Source organism: Kibdelosporangium phytohabitans (assembly GCF_001302585.1).
In the GTDB taxonomy this organism is placed as follows: domain Bacteria; phylum Actinomycetota; class Actinomycetes; order Mycobacteriales; family Pseudonocardiaceae; genus Kibdelosporangium; species Kibdelosporangium phytohabitans.
Genome location: NZ_CP012752.1, coordinates 9,869,062 through 9,893,517, shown reverse-complemented (window position 1 = coordinate 9,893,517; position 24,456 = coordinate 9,869,062). Strand labels below are relative to the sequence as shown.

At 68.1% G+C, this 24,456-nt stretch carries 24 protein-coding genes; 14 read left to right on the top strand and 10 right to left on the bottom strand.

The genetic code is table 11. The annotated features are described in order from the left end of the window. Nucleotides 1-246: 246 nt before the first annotated feature. The 4 genes from AOZ06_RS44110 to AOZ06_RS44095 form a co-directional block, all read right to left on the bottom strand. The gene (locus AOZ06_RS44110) at nucleotides 247-1,407 is read right to left on the bottom strand and encodes a DUF418 domain-containing protein (protein ID WP_169799070.1); all 1,161 of its coding nucleotides are present in this window, start codon (nucleotides 1,405-1,407) and stop codon (nucleotides 247-249) included. A 93-nt stretch (nucleotides 1,408-1,500) separates the two neighbouring features. Continuing rightward, entirely contained in the window at nucleotides 1,501-1,980 is a 480-nt protein-coding gene (locus AOZ06_RS44105) for a hypothetical protein (RefSeq protein WP_054294809.1), read from the bottom strand. Further along, complete coding sequence (locus tag AOZ06_RS44100) at nucleotides 1,977-3,371, bottom strand: sensor histidine kinase (protein WP_054294808.1); 1,395 nt, start codon at nucleotides 3,369-3,371, stop codon at nucleotides 1,977-1,979. The genes AOZ06_RS44105 and AOZ06_RS44100 overlap by 4 nt, the downstream gene beginning before the upstream one ends. Next, entirely contained in the window at nucleotides 3,368-4,042 is a 675-nt protein-coding gene (locus AOZ06_RS44095; RefSeq protein WP_054294807.1) for a response regulator transcription factor, read from the bottom strand. The genes AOZ06_RS44100 and AOZ06_RS44095 overlap by 4 nt, the downstream gene beginning before the upstream one ends. Before the next feature lie 188 nt (nucleotides 4,043-4,230). On the opposite strand from AOZ06_RS44095, the gene AOZ06_RS44090 reads away from it, so the two are divergent. The 7 genes from AOZ06_RS44090 to AOZ06_RS44060 all read left to right on the top strand — a co-directional run bounded on the left by AOZ06_RS44090 (nucleotide 4,231) and on the right by AOZ06_RS44060 (nucleotide 10,588). Continuing rightward, on the top strand, nucleotides 4,231-5,223 hold the full coding sequence (locus AOZ06_RS44090; protein WP_054294806.1) for an autoinducer 2 ABC transporter substrate-binding protein: 993 nt from the start codon (nucleotides 4,231-4,233) through the stop codon (nucleotides 5,221-5,223). Further along, nucleotides 5,207-6,646 carry a sugar ABC transporter ATP-binding protein gene (locus AOZ06_RS44085; RefSeq protein ID WP_054294805.1) on the top strand — a complete coding sequence of 480 codons (1,440 nt, stop codon included), beginning with the start codon at nucleotides 5,207-5,209 and terminating at the stop codon, nucleotides 6,644-6,646. Before AOZ06_RS44090 ends, AOZ06_RS44085 begins: the two co-directional genes overlap by 17 nt. Further along, a complete protein-coding gene (locus AOZ06_RS44080) occupies nucleotides 6,643-7,593 on the top strand; it encodes an ABC transporter permease (RefSeq protein ID WP_054294804.1) in 951 nt (316 codons plus the stop codon). The genes AOZ06_RS44085 and AOZ06_RS44080 overlap by 4 nt, the downstream gene beginning before the upstream one ends. Beyond that, nucleotides 7,590-8,570 carry an ABC transporter permease gene (locus AOZ06_RS44075; protein WP_054294803.1) on the top strand — a complete coding sequence of 327 codons (981 nt, stop codon included), beginning with the start codon at nucleotides 7,590-7,592 and terminating at the stop codon, nucleotides 8,568-8,570. The genes AOZ06_RS44080 and AOZ06_RS44075 overlap by 4 nt, the downstream gene beginning before the upstream one ends. Before the next feature lie 263 nt (nucleotides 8,571-8,833). After that, complete coding sequence (locus AOZ06_RS44070; RefSeq protein WP_218921879.1) at nucleotides 8,834-9,265, top strand: RlpA-like double-psi beta-barrel domain-containing protein; 432 nt, start codon at nucleotides 8,834-8,836, stop codon at nucleotides 9,263-9,265. Nucleotides 9,266-9,278: 13 nt separating this feature from the next. Next, nucleotides 9,279-9,887, top strand: coding sequence for a hypothetical protein (locus AOZ06_RS44065; protein WP_054294801.1), 609 nt, complete (start codon nucleotides 9,279-9,281; stop codon nucleotides 9,885-9,887). Beyond that, a complete protein-coding gene (locus AOZ06_RS44060) occupies nucleotides 9,887-10,588 on the top strand; it encodes a MauE/DoxX family redox-associated membrane protein (protein ID WP_054294800.1) in 702 nt (233 codons plus the stop codon). Before AOZ06_RS44065 ends, AOZ06_RS44060 begins: the two co-directional genes overlap by 1 nt. Nucleotides 10,589-11,572: 984 nt before the next feature. Here the strand turns inward: AOZ06_RS44060 and AOZ06_RS44055 are convergent. Both AOZ06_RS44055 and AOZ06_RS44050 read right to left on the bottom strand, forming a co-directional pair. Then, nucleotides 11,573-13,036: a DUF1996 domain-containing protein gene (locus tag AOZ06_RS44055; RefSeq protein ID WP_054294799.1), complete on the bottom strand. Its 1,464-nt coding sequence runs from the start codon at nucleotides 13,034-13,036 to the stop codon at nucleotides 11,573-11,575. 226 nt (nucleotides 13,037-13,262) lie between these two features. Next, nucleotides 13,263-14,153 carry a DMT family transporter gene (locus AOZ06_RS44050; protein ID WP_083472335.1) on the bottom strand — a complete coding sequence of 297 codons (891 nt, stop codon included), beginning with the start codon at nucleotides 14,151-14,153 and terminating at the stop codon, nucleotides 13,263-13,265. On the opposite strand from AOZ06_RS44050, the gene AOZ06_RS44045 reads away from it, so the two are divergent. Next, nucleotides 14,152-15,576, top strand: a complete 1,425-nt coding sequence (locus AOZ06_RS44045; RefSeq protein ID WP_054294798.1) for an aminotransferase-like domain-containing protein — start codon at nucleotides 14,152-14,154, stop codon at nucleotides 15,574-15,576. The two genes, AOZ06_RS44050 and AOZ06_RS44045, sit on opposite strands and share 2 nt — an antisense overlap. On the opposite strand, the gene AOZ06_RS44040 is transcribed toward AOZ06_RS44045, so the two are convergent. Both AOZ06_RS44040 and AOZ06_RS44035 read right to left on the bottom strand, forming a co-directional pair. Beyond that, a complete protein-coding gene (locus tag AOZ06_RS44040) occupies nucleotides 15,527-16,036 on the bottom strand; it encodes a YqaA family protein (protein ID WP_054294797.1) in 510 nt (169 codons plus the stop codon). The genes AOZ06_RS44045 and AOZ06_RS44040 overlap by 50 nt on opposite strands. Nucleotides 16,037-16,120: 84 nt before the next feature. Further along, entirely contained in the window at nucleotides 16,121-16,678 is a 558-nt protein-coding gene (locus AOZ06_RS44035; RefSeq protein WP_054294796.1) for a GNAT family N-acetyltransferase, read from the bottom strand. A 106-nt stretch (nucleotides 16,679-16,784) separates the two neighbouring features. Here AOZ06_RS44035 and AOZ06_RS44030 point away from each other — a divergent pair, with 106 nt between their 5' ends. Further along, nucleotides 16,785-17,996, top strand: coding sequence for a winged helix-turn-helix domain-containing protein (locus AOZ06_RS44030; protein WP_054294795.1), 1,212 nt, complete (start codon nucleotides 16,785-16,787; stop codon nucleotides 17,994-17,996). 68 nt (nucleotides 17,997-18,064) lie between these two features. On the opposite strand, the gene AOZ06_RS44025 is transcribed toward AOZ06_RS44030, so the two are convergent. Both AOZ06_RS44025 and AOZ06_RS44020 read right to left on the bottom strand, forming a co-directional pair. Continuing rightward, nucleotides 18,065-18,931, bottom strand: coding sequence for a DUF4097 family beta strand repeat-containing protein (locus AOZ06_RS44025; protein ID WP_054294794.1), 867 nt, complete (start codon nucleotides 18,929-18,931; stop codon nucleotides 18,065-18,067). Then, on the bottom strand, nucleotides 18,928-19,461 hold the full coding sequence (locus AOZ06_RS44020; RefSeq protein ID WP_054294793.1) for a toxin-antitoxin system HicB family antitoxin: 534 nt from the start codon (nucleotides 19,459-19,461) through the stop codon (nucleotides 18,928-18,930). The genes AOZ06_RS44025 and AOZ06_RS44020 overlap by 4 nt, the downstream gene beginning before the upstream one ends. 114 nt (nucleotides 19,462-19,575) lie before the next feature. Here AOZ06_RS44020 and thyX point away from each other — a divergent pair, with 114 nt between their 5' ends. From thyX to AOZ06_RS43995, 5 genes are all read left to right on the top strand, one after another. Next, nucleotides 19,576-20,328, top strand: a complete 753-nt coding sequence (thyX, locus tag AOZ06_RS44015) for an FAD-dependent thymidylate synthase (RefSeq protein ID WP_054294792.1) — start codon at nucleotides 19,576-19,578, stop codon at nucleotides 20,326-20,328. Further along, nucleotides 20,325-20,708: an ACT domain-containing protein gene (locus AOZ06_RS44010; protein ID WP_054294791.1), complete on the top strand. Its 384-nt coding sequence runs from the start codon at nucleotides 20,325-20,327 to the stop codon at nucleotides 20,706-20,708. Before thyX ends, AOZ06_RS44010 begins: the two co-directional genes overlap by 4 nt. Before the next feature lie 69 nt (nucleotides 20,709-20,777). Next, on the top strand, nucleotides 20,778-22,241 hold the full coding sequence (locus AOZ06_RS44005; RefSeq protein WP_054294790.1) for a serine/threonine-protein kinase: 1,464 nt from the start codon (nucleotides 20,778-20,780) through the stop codon (nucleotides 22,239-22,241). 72 nt (nucleotides 22,242-22,313) lie between these two features. Beyond that, a complete protein-coding gene (locus AOZ06_RS44000; RefSeq protein ID WP_054294789.1) occupies nucleotides 22,314-23,780 on the top strand; it encodes a serine/threonine-protein kinase in 1,467 nt (488 codons plus the stop codon). Nucleotides 23,781-23,793: 13 nt separating this feature from the next. Continuing rightward, a complete protein-coding gene (locus AOZ06_RS43995) occupies nucleotides 23,794-24,420 on the top strand; it encodes a TIGR03085 family metal-binding protein (RefSeq protein WP_054294788.1) in 627 nt (208 codons plus the stop codon). The last annotated feature ends 36 nt before the right edge of the window (nucleotides 24,421-24,456 follow it).

Below are 24,456 nucleotides of genomic sequence, written 5' to 3'. Positions count from 1 at the left end.
GAAGTGATTGATCTGTCCCCAGTCGTGTGCGTGGTGGGGCGATCGTGTCAGGCGCTCGCCGATGTCGTCCTCTTGTCTGCCGCATCACCAGACAACTGGACAATCGAATTGCGGTGAACAACCGGATATGACCGGGTTGTGGGGTGTGACCGTGTCGTCTGCTGGATCATGTCGCCGGATAGGTTCGGATAAAACGCTGTCCGCGAACGACACCCAGCGCCGCCGGGATCCCGGCGGCGCTCGTTGTCACGCGGCCGCGGTCCGCCGCCGTCCTGGCACAAAGGTGACGATTGTCTTGTGTACCAGCCATTCCAAAGGTCCGCGCTGGAGCCATCGGCGCCACAGGACCGACACCGTGAGCGTCACGGCCACCACCGCGAGAAAATGCGTGGACGAAAACGCATGCGGGTTTCCGATCACCTTCAGATAGACGAAATGCCCCGCGTACCACGTCATCGCCATGCCCCCCGCGGCGGCGAGTGGCCAAAGCGCGCGCTGCCAGCGTGGCCGATCCGCCGGCATGAGAAAACCGCCGAGCAACAGCAATGCGACCCCGACCATGAACGTGATACCCACCGCGCTCGTCGCGTAAAGCGAGCGCTCTCCCGGCATTGCGAACAGCGCCTGCCACGGCATCGCCGGCGGTTCGGTTTCGTCGATGGTTGACGCGAAACCCAACGGGTACATGGCAACCCACGACACCACACAAGCCCCGACCGCGACGCCCGCTCCGACGAGCATCAGGCGGAGCCGTACCGCCTGGCTGCGCAGGTCGAGCCTGCCGATCGCCAGACCGGCCAGCACCAGCGGTATACCGTAAACGACCTGGAAACCGCCGCCGGTGAAAACGAGGCTGAACAGGTAGTCACCCCACTGGCCCGGATGGGTCAGCACCGCCAGCCCGGTGGGGACCTCGGCCGTCATCCAGTCGGTGTGCGAGGTGAACACCCAGATCGGGTACAGCGTTACCAGTGGCACGGACACAGTCGAAAGCGCGAACAGAGTGCGCGGCCGCAACTGTGTGAAAGGGATCAGGAACAGCAGCAACACGGCGTAATACGCGATCACCGAGGCACCGAACTCGTCAATGCAGAGGCTGATCAGGAACAGCACCACCGCACGTACCGCGACACGCAGCAACGCGGTGGTCATGCGCCGACCGGTGTGTGGTTTCGAGCCGCCTGTCATCAAGGCGATGGAAACCCCGGCGAGCAGCACGAACAAGCTCATCGCACGCGAGGACGTCTCGATGTTCAGCCAGCGCAGGAAACCGGACGACTCCGCCGGCGGCCCCGCGTGCAGCCAGCCGGTCATCGGGAAGTGCATGACGAACACGCCGATGATGGCGATCGCGCGAACCACGTCCACGCCGAGCAGACGGTTCTCCGGCACCCCGCGGGCATCCACAGTGGACGTAACAGGTGAGGTCATGGCCGCAAGGCTGCCGGGCCCGTGTCCGACGCCGGTGGAAGTCGTGTCCCGGTTCTGTCGCAACGCGGATCAGGACGCGGGGCACGTCCTCGGCCCGATGGTGGTGCCGTCGGTGAAGCTCACCACGGCCCCGGTCACCCGCGTGTCACCGCTCTGCCGGTGAACACCGAGCGCGGTGCACACCACTTGGTCGACGCCGCGCGGCCCCACCTCGCGTCTCGCCAAGGGCAAGAGCAGCGTGACGACCGTGTCGGAGACCGTCACCTGCGGCCCCAGCGAGCCGACCGCGGGCAGATCCGAACGCAGGCCGTCCTCGCGATTGCGGTCACCCAAGCGAAGCAGCAGGTCGACGGCCTGCGTGACGTCACCGAGCCGTTTGGTCTCACTCACGGTCGGTCGCAGGTTGCCTTGCTGGTCAAGGAAGAACAACGTCACGCCGGGAGCGACACCGGTCGGCGCGTCACCGTCGGTGAACACGCCCGTCGGTTCGATCCCGCACCCGGCGACCAGCGTTCCCGCTGCGCACAACGCCACCGCGAGCCGGATCACGTGGACCTCGGCAGGTGGACGGTGAACCTCGCGCCGGCGCGCGGTTCGTTGCCTGCCTCGATGCTGCCGCCGTGCAGCCGGGCGTTCTCCATGGCGATCGCCAGGCCGAGTCCGCTGCCTTCGGACCGTGTCCGGGCGGCGTCGGTTTTGTAGAACCGCTCGAACACCTTGGATTCCTCACCTTCAGGCAAGCCTGGCCCGTGATCGATCACGGTGACGTCGATGCGCCGATGGTCGGCTCTCAGCCGCACCCGCACTGGTGGCTGTCCGTGCTTGAGCGCGTTGCCGACCAGGTTCGCGACCAGCACGTCCAGCCGCCGCCGGTCCAGGACTGCGGCGATCTCGTCCGGCGCGTCCAGGCCGACCCGTGCACGCCAGCCGCGTGCACGCAGACAGTCCTCAATGGCCTGACGTACCCCGACGTCTTCCAGTCGAAGTGTCGCCACACCCGCGTCGAACCGGGACACCTCGACCAGGTCCTCGGCCAGCCGGGTCAGCTTGCGGGTCTCCTCGACCGCGAGCCGCGCCGACTCCCGCGCGTCCGGGGTCATTCGTTCCGCCTCGCTTTCCAGTACTTCGGCGACCGCGGTCAGGGTGGTGAGCGGCGTCCTGAGCTCGTGGGAGACATCGGCGACGAACCGCCTGGCGTCGGCGGCCATCCGGCGCAGTTCGGCTACCGTGGCCTGGAGCTCGGTTGCCATGTGGTTGAACGTAGCGGCCAGTTCGGCCAGTTCGTCCGAACCGCGTACCCGCAGCCGTGCGTCCAGATCGCCGCTCGCGATCCGCCGTGCCGTGCTGCCCAGGTCGCGTACCGGCCGCAGGACTCCGCGCGCGGCCAGCAGCGCCAGCAGGACCGCGACCGGCAACGCCAACGCGCTCGTGGTCAGTGCGGCTCGCGCCGAGGTGTCGATTTGTTGCTGTGCCGGTGCCAGATCGCGGACGGCGTAGACGGCGATCCCGGACGGCTTTCGTGAACCGTCCACAGTGGTATGGATGATCGGCGTGCCGATCAGCAGCCTCGGCCCGTCGGCCGAGGCCACCCGTTGGAGCAAGAGATCGTCGCGGTCACGGACCGCGGTACGCATGTCGTCGGTCACCAGGTCGAGCCCGGCGCCCTCAGCCGAGGTCAGCGACCCGTACGTGACCAGCACGGGCCCGCCCACCACGGACTTCAGGCGATCCAGCGCCCGCTGGTCGGGCGGGTAGGTCAATTCCGCGGTCACGGTACTGATCCGGCGCCGCAGATCCTCGCTGGCCCGCTGCTGCGCCTCGGCGACCAGTGAGCCACGCGTGGAGCCGTGACTCGCCCACGCCGCCACGGCCGCGCCCGCCACCGTCACCAGGACGAAGGCCAGCACCAGCCGCACCCGCAGCCCGGTCAGCCGCCTCATACCGGCCCGAAGCGGTAGCCGAAACCACGCACGGTCTGCACGAACACGGGAGACGCCGGGTCTGGCTCGATCTTCGCGCGCAGCCGCTGCACGCAGTTGTCCACCAACCGGGAGTCGCCGAGATAGTCGTGTTCCCACACCGACTCCAGCAACTGCTGACGGCTGAGCACCTGGCCAGGCGTGCGTGACAGCTCCAGCAACACACGCAGCTCGGTCGGAGTCAACGCCACCAGTTCGCCGTCCTTGGCCACGGTCATCGCGCCCCGGTCGATCGTCAGCCCCGCGTGCGTCTCGGCACGGGCCCGCTCGGCAACGCCCCGGCGCAACACAGCCCTGATACGTGCGTCGAGCACACGAGGCTCCACGGGCTTGACGACGTAGTCGTCCGCGCCCGCCTCAAGACCGCCGACGACGTCGAAATCGTCGCCGCGCGCGGTCAGCATGATGACCGGCACGCCCGAATCGGCCCGCAGCCTCCGGCACACCTCGAACCCGTCGATGCCGGGCAGCATGAGGTCGAGCACGACCACCTCGTGCCACGCGGCGCGGGACTGCGCGAGACCGTCCTCTCCGGTCTCGGCGGCGCGGACCTGGTGCCCGTGCCGCCCCAACGCCATGCTGAGGCTGCGGCGAATGGACGCGTCGTCCTCGATCAGCAGAACATGTGCCACGAACCCGATTATCGTCCCAGGTCAGCCCGCTCGCCCAGGACGCGGTGATTCTGCGACACGATCAGGACACCCGGCCCGCTCGTGTCCACAGTCGACCGAACGGCCGCGCTGGCGGGGTCTTGAACCATTTCTGAGCCGGGGCTAGGTTCACCCTGAGAGAGATTGAAACGTCTCAATGGGGAGCGGCCATGCGCGCTGTCATCGCTATACTACTGAGCGTCAGTCTTGTTGTCACGGGGTGTAGCAAGAAGGACCAGCCCGCCACCGGTGACCAGGCACGCGTCAAGGTCGCGTTCGTACCCAAGCTCCAGGGGATCCCGTACTTCGAGGCGATGAACACCGGTGGCCAGAAGGCCGCGAAGGACCTCGGCATCGACTGGATCTACAAGGGCGGCACCACCGCCGACCCCGGCGCGCAGACCGAGATCCTCAAGTCCCTGATCCAGCAGAAAGTCGATGTCCTCGTGGTCGCCCCCAACGACCCGGACTCCGTCGTGCCGATCCTCGCCGACGCGGCGAGCAAGGGCATCAAGGTGCTCACGTCCGACACCGACGCCCCCAACTCCGTGCGGGAGATGTTCGTCAACCAGGCCACCGCCGACGGGATCGGCAAGTCCGTCATCGACTCGCTGATGACCGCGATGAACCAGCGGGGCAAGTTCGCGATCGTCTCCTGCGGTCAGACGGCCGCGAACCTCAACTCGTGGATCGACGTCCAGAAGCGCCACGCCGCCGAGAAGTACCCGGACGCGACCCTCGTCGACACCGTCTACGCCGGTGAGGACGAGGCGAAGGCCGTCTCCATGGCCAAGGACCTGATGAACGCCCACCCCGGCCTGACCGGCCTGATCGGCCAGTGCACCGCGTCCGCTCCCGGTGTCGCCAAGGCGGTCAGGGAGGCGGGCAAGATCGGCAAGGTCTTCACGGTCGGTGTCGGCACGCCGAACTCGATGAAGCCCTACCTGCAGGACGGGTCGTCGTCGGCCGCGGTGCTGTGGGACGTCGAACAGCTCGGCTACCTCACCGCGTGGGCCGGTCTCAAGGTCAAGAAGGGCGAGCAGCCGCAGGCGACCAGCAACGTCTCGGCCAAGCTCCCGGCCGTCAAGTACGAGGACAAGACGTTGCTGCTGGGTGACCCGCTGAAGCTCACCAAGGACAACGTCGGTGACTACGACTACTGACGCGCTGCTCAGCCTGACCGGCATCCGCAAGCACTACGGCGGCGTCTACGCCTTGCGGGGCGTGGACTTCGAGGTCCGGACGGGTGAGGTGCACGGGCTGGTCGGCGCCAACGGCGCGGGCAAGTCCACCCTGATCAAGATCATCTCCGGAGCGGAGAAGCCGGACGACGGCACCGCTCACCTCAACGGCACGCAACTGGCCGAAGGGGACACGGTCGCGGCGCTGAAGGCCGGGATCGCGACCGTGTACCAGGATCCGCAGCTGTTCGGCGAACTCACCGTCGCCGAGAACGTCTTCGTCGGCCGTGAACTGCGCAAGCACGGCCGGGTGGACTGGCCGCAGCAACGCAGGCGAGCGGGGCAGCTGCTGGAAAGCCTCGGGCTGCCACCGAAACTGGCCGCGCGGCGGATCGCCGACCTGTCGGTCGCCGAGCAACAGCTTGTTTCCGTGGCCAAGGCGCTGGCGCACGAGGCGAGGGTGCTCATCCTCGACGAGCCGTCGGCGATCCTGACCGACCGCGAGATCGACACGCTCTTCCACGCCATCAGGTCGCTCAAGGAGCGTGGCGTCGGAGTCGTCTACGTCAGCCACCGGCTGGACGAACTGGCCCAGATCACCGACCGGGTAACGGTTCTGCGTGACGGGAACGTCGTCGCCAGTCATGCGGCGAAGGACCTCACGGTCCGCCGGATCGCCGAGCTGATGGTCGGGCACGCACTCGACGACGACACAGCCGAACGCGCTGCACCCACGGGCGAACCCGCGCTCGTGGTCGCTGATCTGCGGCGCCGCAACAGGTTCACCGGTGTCAGTTTCGAGGTCCGGCCTGGTGAGATCGTGTCGCTGTTCGGACTCGTCGGCTCGGGCACGGGCTCGATCGCCCGTGCCGTCCACGGCGTCGAACCGGCCGACTCCGGGCAGGTCCGCAAAGGACAGACGGCGATGCTGCCGGGCGACCGGGCGCGTCAGGGCGTGTTCGCCACCAAGAGCGTCGGCTTCAACATCTCGATCGCGTCGCTGAAAGGCCTGTGGCTGAAGCGGAAACGGGAACGCACAACGGCCGAGGAGTTCATCCGGCGGATGCGCATCAAGACGCAGGGCCCGTCCGCGCTGGTCGCCACGTTGTCCGGCGGCAACCAGCAGAAGGTCGTACTGGCACGGCAACTGGTCGAACGGCCGGAGGTGCTGATCCTGGAGGAACCGACCCAGGGCGTGGACGTCGGCGCCAAGGAGGAGATCCACAGCCTGGTCGGTGACATCGTCGGGCGGGGCACCGCCGTGCTGCTGGTGTCGTCGGACCTGCCGGAGGTGATGCGGCTGGCCGACCGGATCCTGGTCGTGCGCGGCGGGCGGATCACCGCGAGGTTCGGCAAGGGCGCGGCGCAGGCCGACGTGCTCGCGGCCGCGGCGGGGGACGAGTGAGCAAGACCGAAGGGCAGGAAGTCGTCCTGATCGCCGTGCTCGCGGTGCTCTGGCTCGCGCTCGGGTTCGGCACGGACACGTTCTTCGCCGCGTCGAACCTGCAGAACATCCTCGCCACGGTGGCGCCCGTGACGATCATCGGCATCGGGATGACCGCCGTGATCGTGACCGGCGGGATCGACGTGTCGGTGGGCAGCGCGCTCGCGGTCGTGCTGGTCTTGGTCGCGAAATTGGTACGGGACAGCGGTTTGACGCTCGTTCCGGCCGTCGTCGCCGGGCTGGTCGCGGGCGGGGTGCTCGGCGCGCTCAACGGCGTTCTCGTGGCGTACGGCCGGGTGCACGCGATCATCATCACCTTCGGCACGTTGAACATATTCCGGTTCGTGGCCCTGCAGATCTTCGAGGGCAAGGAAGTCGCGGGCGTGCCGGGCACGCTGGAGCTGCTCGGCGGCGGTGCCGACGGCCGCAGCTTCGGCATCCCGCACTCCTGGTTGCTGGCCGTGCTGCTGGCCGCGGGGATGTGGTTCTACATGCGACACGCGCCGACCGGGCGGCACCTGTACGCGATCGGCGGCAACGCCCCGGCGGCGCGGCTGGCCGGAATCCGTGTGAACAGGCGCTTGGTCGGCGTGTACGCGGTCACCGGGGTCCTGGTCGGGCTCGCCGCCTGTTGCGTCATCGGCGGCGGCGGTCTCGTCGCGCAGAGCGCCGGGACGGGCCTTGAGCTGCAAGTGATCGCGGCTGTGGTGATCGGCGGCACGAGCATCCTCGGTGGCCGCGGATCCGTGCTCGGCACGGTCCTCGGCGCGTTGCTCGTCGGCACGGTCACCAGCGCGGTGACGTTGCTCGGCTGGCGCAGTGAGTTGACCGCGTTGTTCATCGGGGTGTTCATCCTGCTGGCGGTCGGCGCGGACCTGGTTCGGGAACGAAGGAGGCGGCGGGAGTGAAACGGCTGGTCACCGACCGCGTCCTGCTTCTGGTCGCGTTGCTCGTGGTTCTCGTGGTGTGGATGAGCCTGCTGGGGGCGAACGGCTACCTGGTCGCGCCGTACGACGTGGACTACCTGCTGTCCTCTTTGGAGTCCGTCGTCCCGCTGTGCTTGCTCGGGGTGGCCGAGCTGCTGGTGATCGTGTCCGGCCGTGGCGGGATCGACCTGTCGGTCGGCGCGATGGTCAGCCTGGTCGGGATGGCGTTCGGGTTCATGGTCGGCGACTGGCACTGGCCGGTCTGGATCGCGATCATCGGCGCTGTCCTCGCTGGCGCGGTTCTCGGCGCGGTGAACGGTTTCCTGGTCGCCTGGCTCGGGGTTCCCGCGCTCATCGCGACTTTGGCGACTTACTACGCGTTCAGCTCGCTGGCCCTGGTGAGCAACGACAACGCGCCGATCTCGACCCAGCCGGTGCAGGACCTGCACTCGCTGACTTCCACCGTCGGTCAGGTTCCGACGCAGGTGTTCACTTTCCTGCTGCCGTGTGTCGTCCTGGCTTGGCTGTTGGCGAATCGCACCAACTACGGCCGTCGGCTGTACGCGATCGGCACGAACGAGGCCGCGGCGAGGTTCGCCGGCCTCCCGGTCGTGAAGATCAGGTTCCGGGCCTACGTGCTTTCCGGGGCGCTGTCCGCTGTGGTGGCTGTGATCACCGTGGCGCAGTTCGCGTCCGCACGGCCGGACGCCGGAACAGTGGGCAACGGCATGGCATTGCCCGCGATCACGATCGCGATCCTCGGTGGCACAGCGATCACGGGTGGGATCGGCCGAATCGGTGGCGTGGTGATCGCCTCGCTGTTCGTGGTCTGGCTGAACGCCGGAATCCTGCTCGCCTTCGAGGATTCACGCGGCAGCCAGTACCAGCTCCTCGCGCTGGGTGCGGTTCTGGTGGCGTCGGCGCTGCTGAACCGGGCCACCCTGACCCGCAGGGAGTAGGCCAACCAGAAGGTGTGACTACCCCGGACGGGCGACTGTGCGATCGCCTGCCGGGGATGTACCGTGCCTTTCGTCAGAACATTTCAAACTCCCGTCTGTTCGCGCGAAAGTCCCACCCTGCTAACGATCGTGCGATGAGGGCCAGACAGGAGCGCCGCGAGCTCGGGTTTCCCGAGCTCGCGATGCGTCTTGCCCTTTTCCATTTGAGGAAACGACCGAAACCTGCGCGTTCTGGGGAGCCTCGAAGGGAGCGAGACACAGAAATGGCATCACCACCTGCGGAAGTCATGGCTCCGGCGACGTCCGAGGCGTCGTGGTTCTGTTGTGGACCGGCGTTCGGCCCGTGTTCGTCGGCGGGCGGCGGCGCGTGCGGGAACTGCAAGTCCGCCAGCCTGCACTGCGCGTGGCCGAACACTTCGGACGCTTGCTACGACATCACCCGTCCCGACAAATGTGGGGACGATTTGTTGCGCCGCACGTGCGGTCACCAGTTCTTCGTTAAACACCTGTGTGGCACAACGGAAATCGCGGTCACCGTGCGTGACTGCGGGCCGCAGACGGATCTGTGGTGCGGAGAGAAACGCTGTTGCAGCGGCAAGTGCGCGACGAACCGGCTGATCGACTTCACCCCGGCCGCGTTCACCCGGCTCGGCAGCCTGTCCGCCGGAATCATCCCCGTCACGATCCGAAGCTGAGAGGGGTGTCCACATGGAATCACTAGGACGTAGGAAGTTCCTGACCAGTGCGGTGCTCGGCAGCGCGACAGCGGTCGTCGGCGCGACGGCACTGGGATCCCTCGCGCCGGAAACAGCGTTCGCCCAGGACGAGAAGTGGATGCTGGAGCCGGACGCCGTCGACCCGGACTTCGCCGAAGGCAGGATAACGGGGATCAACGGCACGATGCTGATGGTGACCGGCTCGGACCGAACCTTCCACCGCATCCAGCTGACCGGCGGGACCAGCGTCTGGAAGTTGCGCAACACGACGTTCGACGAGGCCAAAGTGGGCGATGGCCTGTACGCCCGCGGCGCGCGGATGCCGGACGGGGTGCTGGCGGCGGACGCGGTCTGGCTCAACATCGTCAACCTCCAGACGCACATCGTGGCGATCAACCGCGACGTGCTGCACCTGGACCACCACGGCCACCGGCTCGTGGGGCACGTCGTGTCCGGCACGACGGCGGCGGTCTACAACGGCACCCCGGCGATCAGCGACCTGTCATTGCTCCAAGTCGGCAAACACGCGCAGATCATCGGTGCGTGGCGGCCAGACACCAACGAGGTAGACATCGCGACCGTCTACGCTGCGGCGGCGTGATGGACGTTCTCGTGGCAGCCGTGCTGGTATGGGCGGCGGTGTTCAAGCTGCGTGGTGGTTCACAGAGGTCGGCGCTCGCGAAGGCGGTGGGCAAGGACCGTGTGGATACAGTGTTTCGGATCGTCGGTGGCGTGGAGATCGGCCTCGCGGCCGGACTGCTGCTGACAGGACCGATAGGCGCGTGGGCGGTGTTCGCCTGGTTCGTCGGCCTGTTCGGGTACCTGCTCTGGGCGCGGGTAGCCGAGCCCGAGTCGTCCTGCGGCTGCCTGTCCGACAAGTACGCGCCAGTCGGCGCACGCGCGTTGGCAAGGGCAGCAGTACTCGCGGCAATGGCGGTCACGGCCGAACTCTCGCCGTGGTACGCAGCGTTCCCAGGCGCGGCGGTGATCGTGCTGCTGTCCGCAGAATTGGACGAGTACTGGCTGGTTCCGTTGCGGCGACTGAAGGTGAAGCTGCGACACCCGTTGGGCAACAAGGAGTTCCACATCCCGGTGACGTCAACGGTGCAGCAACTGCACAAGAGCCAGGTGTACCAGTCGGCGTATCCACTGTTGCGATCGGACGTGCTGGACACTTGGGACGAAGGAGAATGGCGAATCCTGACGTACTCCGCCGAGCGAGACGGAGAACGAGCGACAGCAGTGTTCGCGGTCCCACGTGACCGATACGAGCCAGAATCAGTGCGATTCGCCCTGGCATAAGCCAACCCACAACGGCGAGCCGCAAGCACGCAGCCCAGCCCCGAGCGGCGTGCGCGCAAGCGCAGGGGTGTGGTTCGGGGGTGCTCCTGCACGTCGGCCTGGGCGTAGCCCAACCGCACGTGTCCGGAGGTCCGGCTGCGTTTGTCGCGGGCGTCAGCGGCGGTCGTACGGGCCTCTTGACGCGTGTGGTTGCCTCCGGCAGGCCGTCGGGCAGGAGCGCCCACGCCTTCTCAGTACACGCACCAAGGTCTCGGCTGTGGTCTGGAAGAACACCCACTGCCGGCTCCTGCCTTGAGGTCTGCCGCCCGGCGAGGGACCCGTTTGTTCTGTGCTCACATCCCAGCTATGACCCGGTGTGTCGAACGCTGCGGTTCAGTGCACGGAACAAGATGTCCCTCGCCGGGAGCAGACCTCGGGGCAGGAGCGGGTGGCCGGTGTCCTTCGTTTCCACGGCTCGGGCCCCAGGGGTGTGTCCTTCGATGCGCGGGCGCTCCTGCCCGACGGCCTGCCCGGAGGGAACCACGGACTGTCAAGAGGTCCGTAGGGCCTGCGCTGTGCGTTGATTTGGGAACGCGGACCTCCTGACAGACCGTGGTTGGCGTAGCCCAGGCCGACGGGCAGGAGCACCCCCGAACCACCCCTCTACGCTGGCGCGCACGCCGCTGCGGGACGGTCTGCCTGCTGGCGCGCTCGCCGCTGTGGTCGGTCTGCCTGCTTGTGGGTTCGCCGGTGTCGGTTGGTCTGCGTTGCGCGCGGGCCGTTTGGGGCTGGTCTCTGCGTGCTTGTGGGTTTGCCGCTGGGGTTGGTTGGTTGGTTGGTGGATGGGTTTGGTTTGTCCTTGCCGTGGTGGGTTCGTGGTACAAGCTCGCGAACCGGCTATCCCCGTGCAAGGTGTATCCCTACCGCAACGACAGAACACCGCCGGGGAGCGTCCTTTGAGGACGCTCCCCGGCGGGTTGGGGGGAACACTGTCTTCAGGTCAGCTCACTCGCTGCACCGCTTGCCCGAGTTGATGCACTTGACCAGTCGGAACATGATGCATTCGGACATCACGTTCGCGAAGTCGTTGTGGTCGGACGCCGGGTTGTTCTTCTCCTGTGCGAAGGAGTCCAGCGTGTACTGGCGCTTGAGCTGCACATCCCTGGAGATGTTGTACGTCAGGCTGATCCTCAGCTCGGGAACCGGGGTGAACCCGCGCTTGCAGGTTCCGTTGGCCTCGCGGTGGATGATGTGATCGCGGTGGTTGGCCGAGTCGATGTTCTTGCCGTCCCAGCAGCTCGGGAAGTCGTGGATCCGCATCACCTGCGAGCCCTGGGGGCAGATCGGGTACTTGTCGAGCAGCACCTTGTTCTCGAAGCCCGAGCAGGTCCACACCTTCCGGGCGTTCTTCGGCCCGTTGGTCGAGACCTTCGCGTCGCCGGTCAGGATGCGCATGAACTTCGGCATCGCCTTGACCTTCGAGTTCGGGCTGCCGCGGAAGCTCAGCTCCACCTTCACCGGCCGCTGGATCGTGCCCTTGTTGATGCCGATCTCGAGGTTCTGGTCGCCCGGCTTGTGCTGGTGAGTCCGGTCGGTTCCCTCGGTGTTCACCTCGTTGTTGCGGTCACCGTCGTCGGTCACGCCGTCGTTGTTCGGCTGCTTCACGCCGCACTGGGCGAGCTGGCCGAGGTCCTTGCCCTGCCCCTGCTGGCCGACCGCTTGCTTGATCTTCTCCAGCGACTGCTTGCGCTGTTCGTTCAGCGGCTTGACGACCTCCTGCTCCGGGTTCTTGGCGCCATCCAGCTTCTTCTCCGCCTCCTCCCGCTGCGCGTCGAGGTTCTTGAGCTCCTGCTCGACCGCGGGTGCCGCTGCGTCCGGCACGTCCTCCGGCAGTTCGCTGGCGATGTCCTTGCAGTCCACGCGCGGCTCGCGCTTCTCCACCGCCGCGTCCTGCTGCGCTTCCTGGTAGCGCTGCCAGTTCCCGTCGGAGGCCCGCGTCCCGTTTTCCTGTGCCTGCCGGTCGTTGGTGTTGATCCGGACCACCGGCCAGAAATACGCGGATTTGTCGCCGTTCTTGCAGGTGGTTCCGCTCTTGGCGAGGCTCTTGTTGTTGGAGTCCGCGTTCGCGGTCAGGTTTCCGACGTAGTCGTGCAAGTGCTCGGCACCCATTTTGATACCGGGTTGCGCGATGAAGTTGTCGGCGTTGAAGTGCCCGTTCTCGTTGCGTCCGCAGTTCACGGTGAACGTTCCCCGCGACGCGTTGTTCTGGTTGCGGGCCTGCTGGACGTTCTGTTTGACCGTGGTGATGTCCACGTACTGCGACTTGTTCGCCCCCGCCGCGCTGGCATCGGGGTCGTTCCCGGTAGTCGTGAGCACGACTAGGCCGCCGACCGCTATCGCGAGTCCTAATGCTCCGGTGGCGATTTTCGTTCGGCGGGAGATGCGGTGCCGCCCAGTGCTGCGGGCCATCGACTACTCACCTCGTTGTTTCATTGAAGAAAAGACTGTGTCCGCCCGGTTTTGACAAGGGGGTACCGTCGAAGCAGCTCGGCGGCACTGCTGCGTGGTGGTGTTGCTCGGGGTTGACGGGCGGAAGCCGGGTCGGGGATTTTCGTGTTCAGTGGGGGATACGGGCGCGTTGGGCGGGGTCGTTCAACCGTACTCGCTTCGTTACCGGTTCGTTATCTGAAAATCTTCACGATCGGCTTCGTTGCGTCCAGACGACGCAGGTCAGCACGGCTGCGGCAGCCGCGACGGTCAACCAGCCGACCGGTTCGTGCAACAGGAACGCCGACCAGGTCAGGTTCAGGATCGGTTGGGCGAGCTGAACCTGACCGACCTTCGCGACACCGCCCCTGGCCAGACCGGCGTACCAGGCGAAGAACCCGAGGAACATGGAAATCACTGTCACGTAGGCGAATCCGAACCAGGACGAACTGCCTGCGTTGCTGAAATCCACGGTGACCAAGGCGACCGGCACAGTCACCGGCATCGACACGACAAGCGCCCAGCACACCGTCCTGGCGCCGCCCAGCTCACGGGCCAGCGCGCCGCCCTCGGCGTAACCCAAGCCGCACAGCACGATCGCGATCAACAGGAACAAGTCGGCCAGTTCCAGGCCGCCCGACACGGCGCCGGTCGTGGCGACGAACCCCAGCACGGCCACGAACCCCGCCCCGCTGGCCAGCCAGAACCCCCGTCCTGGCCGCTCACCGGCGCGGGCGACGGCCCACACCGCGGTGGCCATCGGCAGCCCGGCGATCACGACAGCGCCGTGTGCAGCCGTCTGTGTGGTCAGCGCCAGCGACGTGAACAGGGGAAAACCCACCACGATGCCGAGCGCGACGATCGCCAGGCGCGTGACCTGGCGGCGGGTCGGCCGTGGCGCGCGCACGAAAGCGAGATAGGTGATCGCGAGCAGTCCGGCGACCGCGGCACGGCCGAACGCGACGAACCACGGGTCGAGCCCGCCGACGGCCAGCCGTGTCGCCGGCAACGAGAAGCTGAACCCGAGAACGCCGAGCGCGCCGAGCGCGAGCCCGGGTGTTACCCGAGACGGGGCGATAACGTTACTCTCTGCCTTCATGAATGAGGATAACGCAGCCGCCCGCGTTATCGACGATCTCCGGGCGTTCGTCCGCGCTGGTCAGCCCGGTGATCGTCTGCCGTCGGTGCGCGCGCTGATGGCACGGCACCGGGCCTCGCCGGTCACCGTGCAGCAAGCGATCCAGCGTGTGGCAGGGGAGGGCCTCGTGGAGGTCCGCTCCGGTCGTGGCAGCTTCATCGCCGCCCGGCCCGCACCGGCGCGGTTACCGGACCTGTCGTGGCAGTCGGTGGCGCTCAGTCCGGCCAGGCCCGGCGAGGACCTCGTGGCCAGCCTCATCTCGGTGCCACGCCCGGAAACGCTGCCGCTGTCCAGCGGTTACCTCGACCCCGCGCTGCTGCCTGTCGAAGCGCTCGGCGCCGCACTCGGTCGTGCCGCGCGCCGGCCCGCCGCGTGGGGCCGTGTGCCGTTGGAGGGACGTGACGAACTGCGCGCCTGGTTCGCCAGGGAAGCGGGCGGCGAGTTCCGGGCGGGCGACATGTTGATCTGTCCGGGCGCCCAGGCAGCGTTGTCAGCCGTGTTCCGTGGCCTGACCGAGCCCGGTGACACCGTGCTCCTCGAAGCGCCCACATACCTCGGAGCCATCGCCGTCGCGCGAGACGCCGGGTTGAGGGTCGTGCCTGTGCCGACGGACGCCGACGGTGTACGGCCCGATCTGCTCGCCACGGCGTTCGACCGCACAGGCGCGCGGTTGTTCTACTGCCAACCCCTGCACGCGAACCCGCACGGCGCCGTGTTGTCCGCCGAGCGACGGCCTGAGGTGTTCTCCATTGTGCGCGCGGCGGGGGCGTTCCTCGTCGAGGACGACTGGGCCCGTGGGTTCACGATCGACGGTGTCGCCCCGCCGACGCTGGCGTCCGAAGACGTCGACGGGCACGTCGTCCACGTCCGGTCGTTGACCAAAGTGGCCGCGCCCGGCCTGCGGGTGGCCGTGATCGGGGCGCGCGGCCAAGCCGGGATCCGGCTGCGCACAGCGCGTTCACTCGACGACTTCTACGTTTCCGGCCCGCTGCAGGAAGCCGCCATCGACTTCGTCACGTCCCCCGTGTGGCGCAGGCATTTGCGCTCTTTGCAGGGCGCCTTGCGGTCCCGCCGTGATGCGTTGCTGAGCGCGATGCGTTCACATTTGCCGGATTTCCACGTGAACACGCCGAGTGGCGGGCTGCACGCCTGGGCGCGGCTGCCGGACGGCATCGACGACCTGGTGCTGACCAACGCGGCCGAAGCCAACGGTGTCGTTGTTTTCCCCGGCAGGTCGTGGTTCGCGGGCGAGCCGCCCGGGTCGTACGTGCGGCTGACGTTCGGTGCCGCGCCGGAACACGCGCTGGCCGAAGGGGTTCAGCGGCTCGCCGAGGTCACAGCAGCCATCCGGAGATCAGCGCGGGGGACATCGCCAGCAGGGTGAACCGCAGGCAGCGGCCGGCGAAGCCGGCGGCGATGAACGTGCTCATCGGCATCTTCGCCAGTCCGGCGAGCACAGTGGTCGCCATGTACGGCGGCAGGCCGACCACCGCGCTCACCCCGTACGTCCCGGTCATCCAATGTGGATGTTTGTGGCACTTCTCGGTGAGCCGGTCCAGCCAGCCGCGTATCCGTTTCGTCCGCTGCTGCCATCGGATGCGCCGGTCGGTGAGCGGCCTGTCCTTGCGGTGCATGAACGACGGCAACCGCAACGACCCACGCGCGGCCAAGTAGTACAACAGCTTGCCGAGCACCTGGGCGACCGCGACCACCGCGCCGAGCGCGAGACACGGGATCTCCGGCTCGCGAGCGATCAGCGCGAGGACGAACACCTCCGTGCTGACCAGGGGAATCAGCGCAGAGCTGAACGCGACACCAGCCGCGATCAGCAGGCTTGCGAGCAAATTCCCGGCCCCTTGCGTCAGATCCCCAGTTCAACGCCAGGGTAGCCCAGCCGGGCGGCCGGGAACCTCGTTCCGGAGCAGGACTCAAGCCAGCCTCAGGTCGAGCTCTCCGGTCAGCCTCACCTCCCGGAGCGGTCGTCCGCCCGCGTCAAGGGTGCGGACCATACCGTCTCGTTGCCATCCGGCTCGCTCGTAGAACGCCACGGAAACATCGTCGTTCTCCGGCACCCACACGACGCCGCGTGACTTGCCCGTCGCGCGCAGTCCGGCGGCGGCCGACGCCAGCAGCCGTCCACCGTGCCCGCGCCGCCCCCAGCGGGGCTCGACCAGCAGTGTCGCGATCATGCCGACGCTCCCGGCGTCGTCGGGCAGCGTGCCGTCCGCGTCCGCGACCTCGGTGTCCGGGGCGGGCCCGGCGGCGCAGAAACCGACTGTCCACGTGCCCTCGGTGGCGACGTGGACCGTGGCGTCGCCCTGTTTGACCGTCTGCTGCCAGACCTCGGCGATCTCGGCCTGGTCGAGCCCGGCGAGCACCTCGTCGGGCAGCAGCGAGGCATACGCGGCACGCCAGGTCTCCACCTGGATGCGGGCGATCTGGTCGATGTCGTCCGGTTGAGCGGTGTGCACCGCGGCCTCAGCCATGGTGGAAAACCTACTGGTCAACCTCGTGAGTGGTTTGGCCGGTTCTTACCGGCCAAACCACTCACGAGGGGTTTTTGTCGGAGCCTGGTGGCACTATGCGGTCACTATGTTGACGATGACCGAGGCCGCCGCCCGGCGCACGGCGCTGGCCGCACAGGGGTTCACCGATCCACGCCCGACGACGGTGCCGTCCCGGCGGCATCTGCTCAGGGTGCTTTCCCGGGTGCAGCTGATCCAGCTGGATTCGGTGAACGTCGCCGTCCGCGCGCACTACATGCCGCTGTTCAGCAGGCTGGGCGCGTACCCGATGGACCTGATCGACGACGCGGCCTGGTCGCACACGGCCCGCAAGCCCAGGCTGCTCGTGGAGAAGTGGGCGCACGAGGCCAGCCTGATCCCGGTGGAGGACTGGCCGCTGCTGCACCTGGGCAAGCGCCCCGGCTGGTGGCGTCACTACGAGCAGATCGTGAACTCGTCGCCCGGCCTGGTCCAGGAGGTCCTCGCGGCGGTGAAGGAACTCGGCCCGATCGGCGCGGGGGCGCTGGAGCGGGCGATCCTCGGCGAGGGTGCCAAGCGGCAGAAGGGCACCTGGTGGGACCGGTCGGACGTGAAGCACATCTGCGAGTACCTGTTCGGCCTCGGTGAGCTCACCACCGGTACGCGGCGCAGCTTCGAGCGCCTCTACGACCTGACTGAGCGGGTGGTGCCGCCGGAGGTCCTCGGCCGCCAGGTCCCGCCGGACGACGCGGCCCGCGAGCTGGTCGAGCGGTCGGCACGGGCGCTGGGGATCGCGACGGAACCGGAGCTGCGCGACTACTACCGCCTGGCCCCGGATGCCAACCGCAGGGCGATCGCGTCCCTGGTGGAGGACGGTGTCCTTGACCTGGTGCACGTCGAGGGCTGGAGCCGCAAGGCGTACCGGCACATCGACGCGAAGACCCCGCGTCAGGTGAAGGGTCGGGCGCTGCTGTGCCCGTTCGACCCGTTGATCTGGGAGCGGGACAGGACCGAGCGGATCTTCGGCTTCAGGTACCGGATCGAGATCTACGTCCCGGAGCCCAAGCGGGAGTACGGGTACTACGTGTTCCCGTTCCTGCTCGACGGGGAACTGGTCGCCCGGGTCGACCTGAAGGCCGACCGCGCGGCGGGCCTGCTGCGTGCTCAGGGCGCGTTCGCCGAGTCCGGTGTGGACAAAGCGAGGGTGCTGCCGGAGCTGGCGGCGGAGTTACGGCTGATGGCCGGGTGGCTGGGGCTGTCCGGCGTGGCCGTCGGCAAACGCGGGGACATCGCGGCGCCGCTGGCCAAACTGGTCCGCTGAGGGCGGGCTTTCCGAAGGCTGGCAACGGAAAGCCCTGCTCGCCCCCTCGGCGTTGCTGTGCTGGCGGCTCAGCCGTCCAGTGCGGCGCCGACGACCGCGGTGCCGGAGCGGGTCCGGCCGCGGACCCGGAGCGGGACATCCCCTTCCGAAGGCGGGGAGTTGCGCAGGTCCAGCTCGCTGCGGGCCTGGCCGGTGTCGGAGACCAGGTCGACCTCGGCCCGCGTGCCCTGCCGGACGCCGACCCTGATCTCCCCGGAGCCGGTGTTCAGCTCGATCTTGCCCTTGGCGGCGTCGGCGACGGTCAGGTCACCGGTTCCGGTCCGGGCGTTGACGTCGGTGGAGACCGCGCCGAGCCAGACGTCTCCCGACCCGGTGATCAGGGCGGCCGACACCCCGCCGACGGAGGAGACCTCGACGTCGCCGCTGCCGGTCCGGGCCTGCAGCCCGCCCAGCATCGGGCCAAGCCGGACCGCGCCGGTGCCGGTGACCACGGTGGCGGCGCCGTCCGCCCGGTCGACCTTGACCTCGCCGGATCCGGTCCGGACCGACAGCCGCCCGGCGGAACCGGTGACCAGGACGTCCCCGGAGCCGCTGCGCACGTCGATGTTCGACCCGGACGGCGCCCGCACGGTCACGCCGAGCGGAACGTTGCGCAGCCAGTCCGGCGTGCGCACGACGAGCCGGTTGTCGGACTGCTCGACGTGCGTCTGCTCGATGGCGTTGTCGCTGGAGATGCCGCCTGACGAGAACAGGTTCATCAACTGGGAGAGGCCTTCGGCCCACGGCGCCGCGGCGTCGGGGCGGTGGCGCACGCGGACGCTGACGCCGGGCTCGTCGGTGAGCAACAGGTCGACCGCGCCCGAGGTGATGGTCACCTCGATGTCCTGCGGCCCGTCGGCTTCGAAGTTCTGCTCGCGCACTCGGTCCTCGGTCATGACCCCTCAGTCCAGCCGTGCACCCGGGAGGAGCTGTTGCCCTCGTCGTCCTGACGGTGCTGGTGTTGGTGTTGGTGCCCGGCCCACTTGCGGCGCAGCGCGCCCTGCACGGCCTGGGACACAAAGGTGTTCAGCGACACCCCCTGTGACGCTGCCGCCTGCTCGGCCTGGCTTTTGATCTGCTCGAACATCCGCAGCGTCATCCGGCTGATGTTCTCCGCGCTGGTCTCGCCGCCCGGCGGCGGTGGCGGGGTGAACTGCTGCTCGGCCTCGGGCTGGGCCTTGGCCCTGGTCGGGGTGACGACGACGTGGGCTTCCTTGCCTGCCAGTTTCACCTCGACCACGTGGTCGTCCAGTGCGGCGGTGACCTCCGCGGCCACGTCGGACAGCGCGTTCATGAACGCGAGGCGGAGTGCGGGTTCCAGTGCGGCGGACAGCACCGCCGCCGCCCGTCGGGTTTGTTCGTCCCCGGCTGAGGCGGTGGTGGCGAGGTCCTCCCGCAGCGAGTCGATGTACGGCGTGAGATCCATGACGTCACTATGACACCACACGTGACGTCATTGCAAGGCGTGGTGACGTCATCGATGATGTCACGGCGGCGTCGGTCCCGCCCGCCCGGCTTCGAGCCGGATAGGCTCGGCCGCATGACCGTGACCGTCGACCCCAAGGTCCAGCTGATAGCCAGAACCGAGTTCCTCCCACCGGCTGACGTGCCTTGGTCGACCGACGGCGACGGCGGGCAGGCACTCGCCGAGTTCGCCGGCCGGGCCTGCTACCAGTCGTGGAAGAAGCCCAACCCGGCCACCGCGACCAACGCCGGCTACCTGCGGCACATCCTCGAAGTCGGGCACCTCTCGGTCCTCGAGCACGGCTCGGTGAGCTTCTACATCTCCGGCATCTCCCGGTCGCTGACCCACGAGCTGATCCGGCACCGGCACTTCTCGTACTCCCAGCTCTCCCAGCGCTACGTGCCCGAGCGCGCCGCCGCCATGGTCGAACCGGACGTGATCGCCGACGATCCCGAGCTGCACGCCAAGTTCATGGCAGCTGCCGATGCCGCGGTCGACGCGTACAACGAGCTGCTCGAGGGGCTGGAGAAGAAGTTCGCCGACGAGCCGAACGCGACCCTGCGCCGCAAGCAGGCCCGCCAGGCCGCGCGTGCCGTCCTGCCGAACGCCACCGAGACCCGGATCGTCGTGACCGGCAACTACCGCGCGTGGCGGCACTTCATCGCCATGCGCGCCAGCGAGGCGGCCGATGTCGAGATCCGCGCACTGGCCGTGGAATGCCTGCGGCAGCTACAGAAAGCCGCGGCGAACGTGTTCAGCGACTTCGCCATCACCGCACTGCCCGACGGCACCGAGGTCGCCAGCAGCCCGTTGGTGACCGAAGGATGAAGCGGCTGACTGTCGACGTGCGGCCGGGCGAGTACGCGATCGCCAAACTGCCGCAGGGTTCCCCGCTGCCGTCGCTGCCCACTTCGGACGGTCTGGTCTCCGTCACCAGCACGCCGGACGAGGTGTCGGTGGTCGCGCTGGCCGCGATCGTGCCTGCTGAGGCCAAAGTGGACGGGGGCTGGCGGCTGCTGACCGTGCGCGGCCCGCTGGAGTTCACCCTCACCGGGATCATGGCTTCGCTGGCCGGATCGCTGGCCGCGGCCGGTGTTCCGCTGTACGCGATGTCCACCTACAACACCGACCACATCCTGGTGAAGGCGGTGGATCTGGACCGGGCCGTGACCGCGCTGCGCGAAGCCGGTAACGAAGTGCACGCTTAGCTGCCCATTGGGGAGCTGGTTCGCCCGTCGCGCGGACATAACGTGTCCGGTGTGCAACGAGGTGACCATGTGGGGGCCGGTCGCTACCGCCTGCTCGAAGAACTCGGGCGTGGCGGTATGGGCGTCGTGTGGCTGGCCGAGGACCTGACCATCGGCCGTCGTGTGGCGGTCAAGGAGCTACACCTGCCGCAGGGCATCGCGCCCCAGGAACGGCAGGTGTTCGAGGAGCGCGTGCTGCGGGAGGCGCGCACCGCCGGGCGCTTGAGCGACCCCGGGATCGTCACGGTGCACGACGTCGTCCGGGAACACGGCAACACGTTCATCGTGATGGAGCTGATCGAGGCACCGAACCTGGCCGAGGTCGTCGAACGGCACGGCCCGCTGCCGGTCGACCAGGTCCTCAGGGTCGCCGAACAGGTGCTGCCGGCACTGGAGACCGCGCACGCGGCGGGCATCGTGCACCGGGATGTCAAGCCCAGCAACGTGATGGTGGCGCCGAACGGCCGGGTGAAGCTGACCGACTTCGGCATCGCGCAGTCCATGGGCGACTCGAAGCTCACCCAGAGCGGCACGCTGATCGGCTCGCCGACCTACATCTCGCCGGAGCGGCTGCTCGGCCGGGACGCGTCGCCCGCGTCGGACCTGTGGGCGCTGGGCGCCACGCTGTTCTTCGCGTCCGAGGGGTTCGGCGCGTACGACCGGCCGAGCACACCGGCGTCGATCCAGGCGATCATGAACGAGCGGGCCGTGGTCCGCAGGGCGCACGGCCCGTTGGCCGACCTGATCATGGGCCTGCTCGACCCGGACCCGGACACACGGTTGACCGGCGGCCAGGCCAGGTACCTCATCGAGCAGGTCCGTCAGCGCCAAGCCGGTGTGCCGCAACCAGTCGCGCCCGGCTCCGCGGCGCGGCACCCGGCCGTCACGAAACAGTTGCCGCGCAAGAGCCGTGCCCTGGTGCTCGCGGTCGTGGTCATCGTCCTGGCGTCGGCTGTCGCGGGAGTGCTTGCGCTCACCGGCGTGTTCGACAGCAAACCCAGCAACGAAGCCAGTTCCCAGGCCTCCGAGCAACCGGCCGATGCCGGCGAAGCCACGCCGCCGGCCACTGGAAGCGCTTCGGACGCCCCGGTGGAGGACAATTCCAAGCCCTTCCAGAAGATCAGCACCTACGGGCACGACGGCCGGGTCACCGAGGCCAATGTGGTCGAGTACGGCGACAAAGGCTCCTGCTACAACGGCATGGACCTCAACGAGAAGCTGTTCGACTGCACAGGCGAGCACGACGCCGAGATCTTCGGCCAGGTGTCGCTCAACCGCGATTCCGGCGCCTACCCCGGAGAGGACAAGCTGGCCAAGGAATCCGAGGACGGCTGCACCGACGCGTTCGCGGCACTGGCGGCCAAGGACACGCTGAGGTTCTGGACGCTGCTGCCGACCAAGTCCGCGTGGGAGGTCAACCAGCGCCGCAAGGCGTTGTGCGTCGCGGCCAAAGCCGACGGTGGCAAACTGACCGGATCGGTCAGCGGTGGGTAACGCGGTTTTGCCCCTTCGTGCAACCTTGGGGAAGTTCTCGGGCCGTGACGGCAGGGGAGTTAGAGTTCCCGCGTGTCCCAGGAGTACGCACAGCAGCAACGTGTCGTCAACGGCCGCTACCACATCGTCCGGGAGATCGGCCGTGGCGGGATGGGCGTGGTCTGGCTGGCCGAGGACCGCACACTCGGCCGCAAGGTCGCGATCAAGGAACTGCACCTGCCCGACGGCATCGACCCGCAGGAACGCCACATCTTCGAGGAACGCGTGCTGCGCGAGGCGCGGACCGCGGGCAGGCTCAACGACCCGGCGATCGTCACCGTGTACGACGTCGTGCAGGAGCACGGCAACACGTTCATCGTGATGGAGCTGATCGAGGCGCCCACGCTGACCGACATCGTGCGCCAGCAGGGCGCGTTGACCGAGGCCTACACCGCGCAGGTCGCTGTGCAGCTGGTGTCCGCGTTGGAGACCGCGCACCGCGCCGGGATCGTGCACCGGGATGTCAAGCCCAGCAACGTGATGATCGACGCCAACGGCCGGGTGAAGCTGACCGACTTCGGCATCGCGCAGTCCACTGACGACCCGAGGCTGACCACCAGCGGCACGCTGATCGGCTCGCCGACGTACATGTCGCCCGAACGCCTGCAGGGCCACGAAGCCGTTCCCGCGTCGGACCTCTGGTCGCTGGGCGCCACGCTGTTCTTCGCGGTCGAGGGGTACGGCGCGTACGACCGGCAGACCACCGCCGCATCCATCCAGGCGATCATGAACGAGGTCGCGTTCCTGACCCGCTGCCGCGGCCCGCTGGCCTCGTTGATCATGGGCCTGCTCAACTCCAACCCGGACGGCAGGCCGACCGCGCCGCAGGTCCGCGCCCTGCTGGGACAGGCGACGCAGGTGGCGATGAACACCGGCCCGACCGCGCCCGTCTGGTCACCGCAGGCGCAGCCGCCGTCGACACGGACCCAGCAGCCCAAGGGACGCCGTCCGCTCGCGATCGCGCTGGTCGCGGTGCTCGCCGTGGTGATGCTGACCGCGGGCTGGTTCGGCCGTGGCCTGTTCACGTCGAGCGCGGCGGCCGGTGACAAGGGCACGCTCCAGCCGACGCTGACCTACGGCGTCGGCGGCAACATCCCGGTGTTCGAGGTGTACTTCAACGCCGGTCAGACCTGCCTGGCCACGCCGCCCGCCGACAAGGTGCAGTACGACGAGGTGCTCGACTGCACCAAGAAGGACCACGCCGCCGAGGTCTTCATGGAGTTCAAGACCGGGATGAAGACCGCGGACAAGGAGAAGGGGAAACCCGGTACGGGGTATCCGGCTGACGGCGCCTTGCAGCGTTTCGCCGAGAGCTCGTGCGCCATGTTCTACGCCTCCGACGAAGTGGTCAAAGGCGACAAGGCGATGAACGTGACAGCGGTCATCCCCTCGCCGGACGCGTGGGTGGCCAAGTCGCCGCAGCGCTCGATCTACTGCATCGCGTCGCCGCAGGACGGCGGGGCCATGTCCGGCTCGATCGTCCCGGATGAGAATTCTTGAGTACCGTGACGGCATGGGTCTCGCGAGTGACGAACGTGAACGGCTGAGCATCCTGTTCGAAGAGGTCGGGCCGGACGCGCCGACCTTGTGCGACGGGTGGCAGACCAGGGATCTGGCCGCGCACCTGGCGCTGCGCGACCGGCGGCCGGACGCCGCCGGTGGCATCGCCGTGCCCGCGCTCGCCGCCCGCACCCAGCGCGTGCAGGACGAGTTCGCCGCGAAACCGTGGGACGAGCTGGTCGATCTGGTGCGCACGGGCCCGCCGCGCTGGTCGCCGTTCAGCCTCGGGGCGCTCAACGACCTGGTCAACGGTGCCGAGTACTTCATCCACCACGAGGACGTCCGCCGCGCCGTCCCCGGCTGGGAGCCGCGTCCCTCGGACGGGGCACGTGACGAGCAGCTCTGGCGGACGCTCCGGTACGTGGCGCGCCGCTCGTACCGCCGCAGTGTGGTCGGCGTGCTGCTGCGGCGGCCGGACGGCGAGACCATCGTGGGCAAGCGCGGACCGAAAGCGGTGACCATTTCGGGCGAGCCGGGCGAGTTGTTGCTGCACGCTTTCGGGCGGGACGAATGCCGCGTCGAATTCGACGGCGACGAGGTCGCCGTGACGGAGATCAAGGGCACGAAACGAAGCATTTAAAGCAGGAAGCGCCAGTCGGCGTCGAATTTCCGCCAA

Bases quoted from the DNA above. Each gene is read 5' to 3' on its own strand.
- AOZ06_RS44050 (WP_083472335.1), bottom strand. From the start codon at position 14,153: ATGAAGGCAGAGAGTAACGTTATCGCCCCGTCTCGGGTAACACCCGGG.
- AOZ06_RS44065 (WP_054294801.1), top strand. From the start codon at position 9,279: ATGGAATCACTAGGACGTAGGAAGTTCCTGACCAGTGCGGTGCTCGGC.
- AOZ06_RS44055 (WP_054294799.1), bottom strand. From the start codon at position 13,036: ATGGCCCGCAGCACTGGGCGGCACCGCATCTCCCGCCGAACGAAAATC.
- AOZ06_RS44020 (WP_054294793.1), bottom strand. From the start codon at position 19,461: ATGGATCTCACGCCGTACATCGACTCGCTGCGGGAGGACCTCGCCACC.
- AOZ06_RS43995 (WP_054294788.1), top strand. From the start codon at position 23,794: ATGGGTCTCGCGAGTGACGAACGTGAACGGCTGAGCATCCTGTTCGAA.
- AOZ06_RS44025 (WP_054294794.1), bottom strand. From the start codon at position 18,931: ATGACCGAGGACCGAGTGCGCGAGCAGAACTTCGAAGCCGACGGGCCG.
- thyX (WP_054294792.1), top strand. From the start codon at position 19,576: ATGACCGTGACCGTCGACCCCAAGGTCCAGCTGATAGCCAGAACCGAG.
- AOZ06_RS44060 (WP_054294800.1), top strand. From the start codon at position 9,887: ATGGACGTTCTCGTGGCAGCCGTGCTGGTATGGGCGGCGGTGTTCAAG.
- AOZ06_RS44045 (WP_054294798.1), top strand. From the start codon at position 14,152: ATGAATGAGGATAACGCAGCCGCCCGCGTTATCGACGATCTCCGGGCG.
- AOZ06_RS44100 (WP_054294808.1), bottom strand. From the start codon at position 3,371: ATGAGGCGGCTGACCGGGCTGCGGGTGCGGCTGGTGCTGGCCTTCGTC.
- AOZ06_RS44035 (WP_054294796.1), bottom strand. From the start codon at position 16,678: ATGGCTGAGGCCGCGGTGCACACCGCTCAACCGGACGACATCGACCAG.
- AOZ06_RS44070 (WP_218921879.1), top strand. From the start codon at position 8,834: ATGGCATCACCACCTGCGGAAGTCATGGCTCCGGCGACGTCCGAGGCG.
- AOZ06_RS44010 (WP_054294791.1), top strand. From the start codon at position 20,325: ATGAAGCGGCTGACTGTCGACGTGCGGCCGGGCGAGTACGCGATCGCC.
- AOZ06_RS44090 (WP_054294806.1), top strand. From the start codon at position 4,231: ATGCGCGCTGTCATCGCTATACTACTGAGCGTCAGTCTTGTTGTCACG.
- AOZ06_RS44030 (WP_054294795.1), top strand. From the start codon at position 16,785: ATGTTGACGATGACCGAGGCCGCCGCCCGGCGCACGGCGCTGGCCGCA.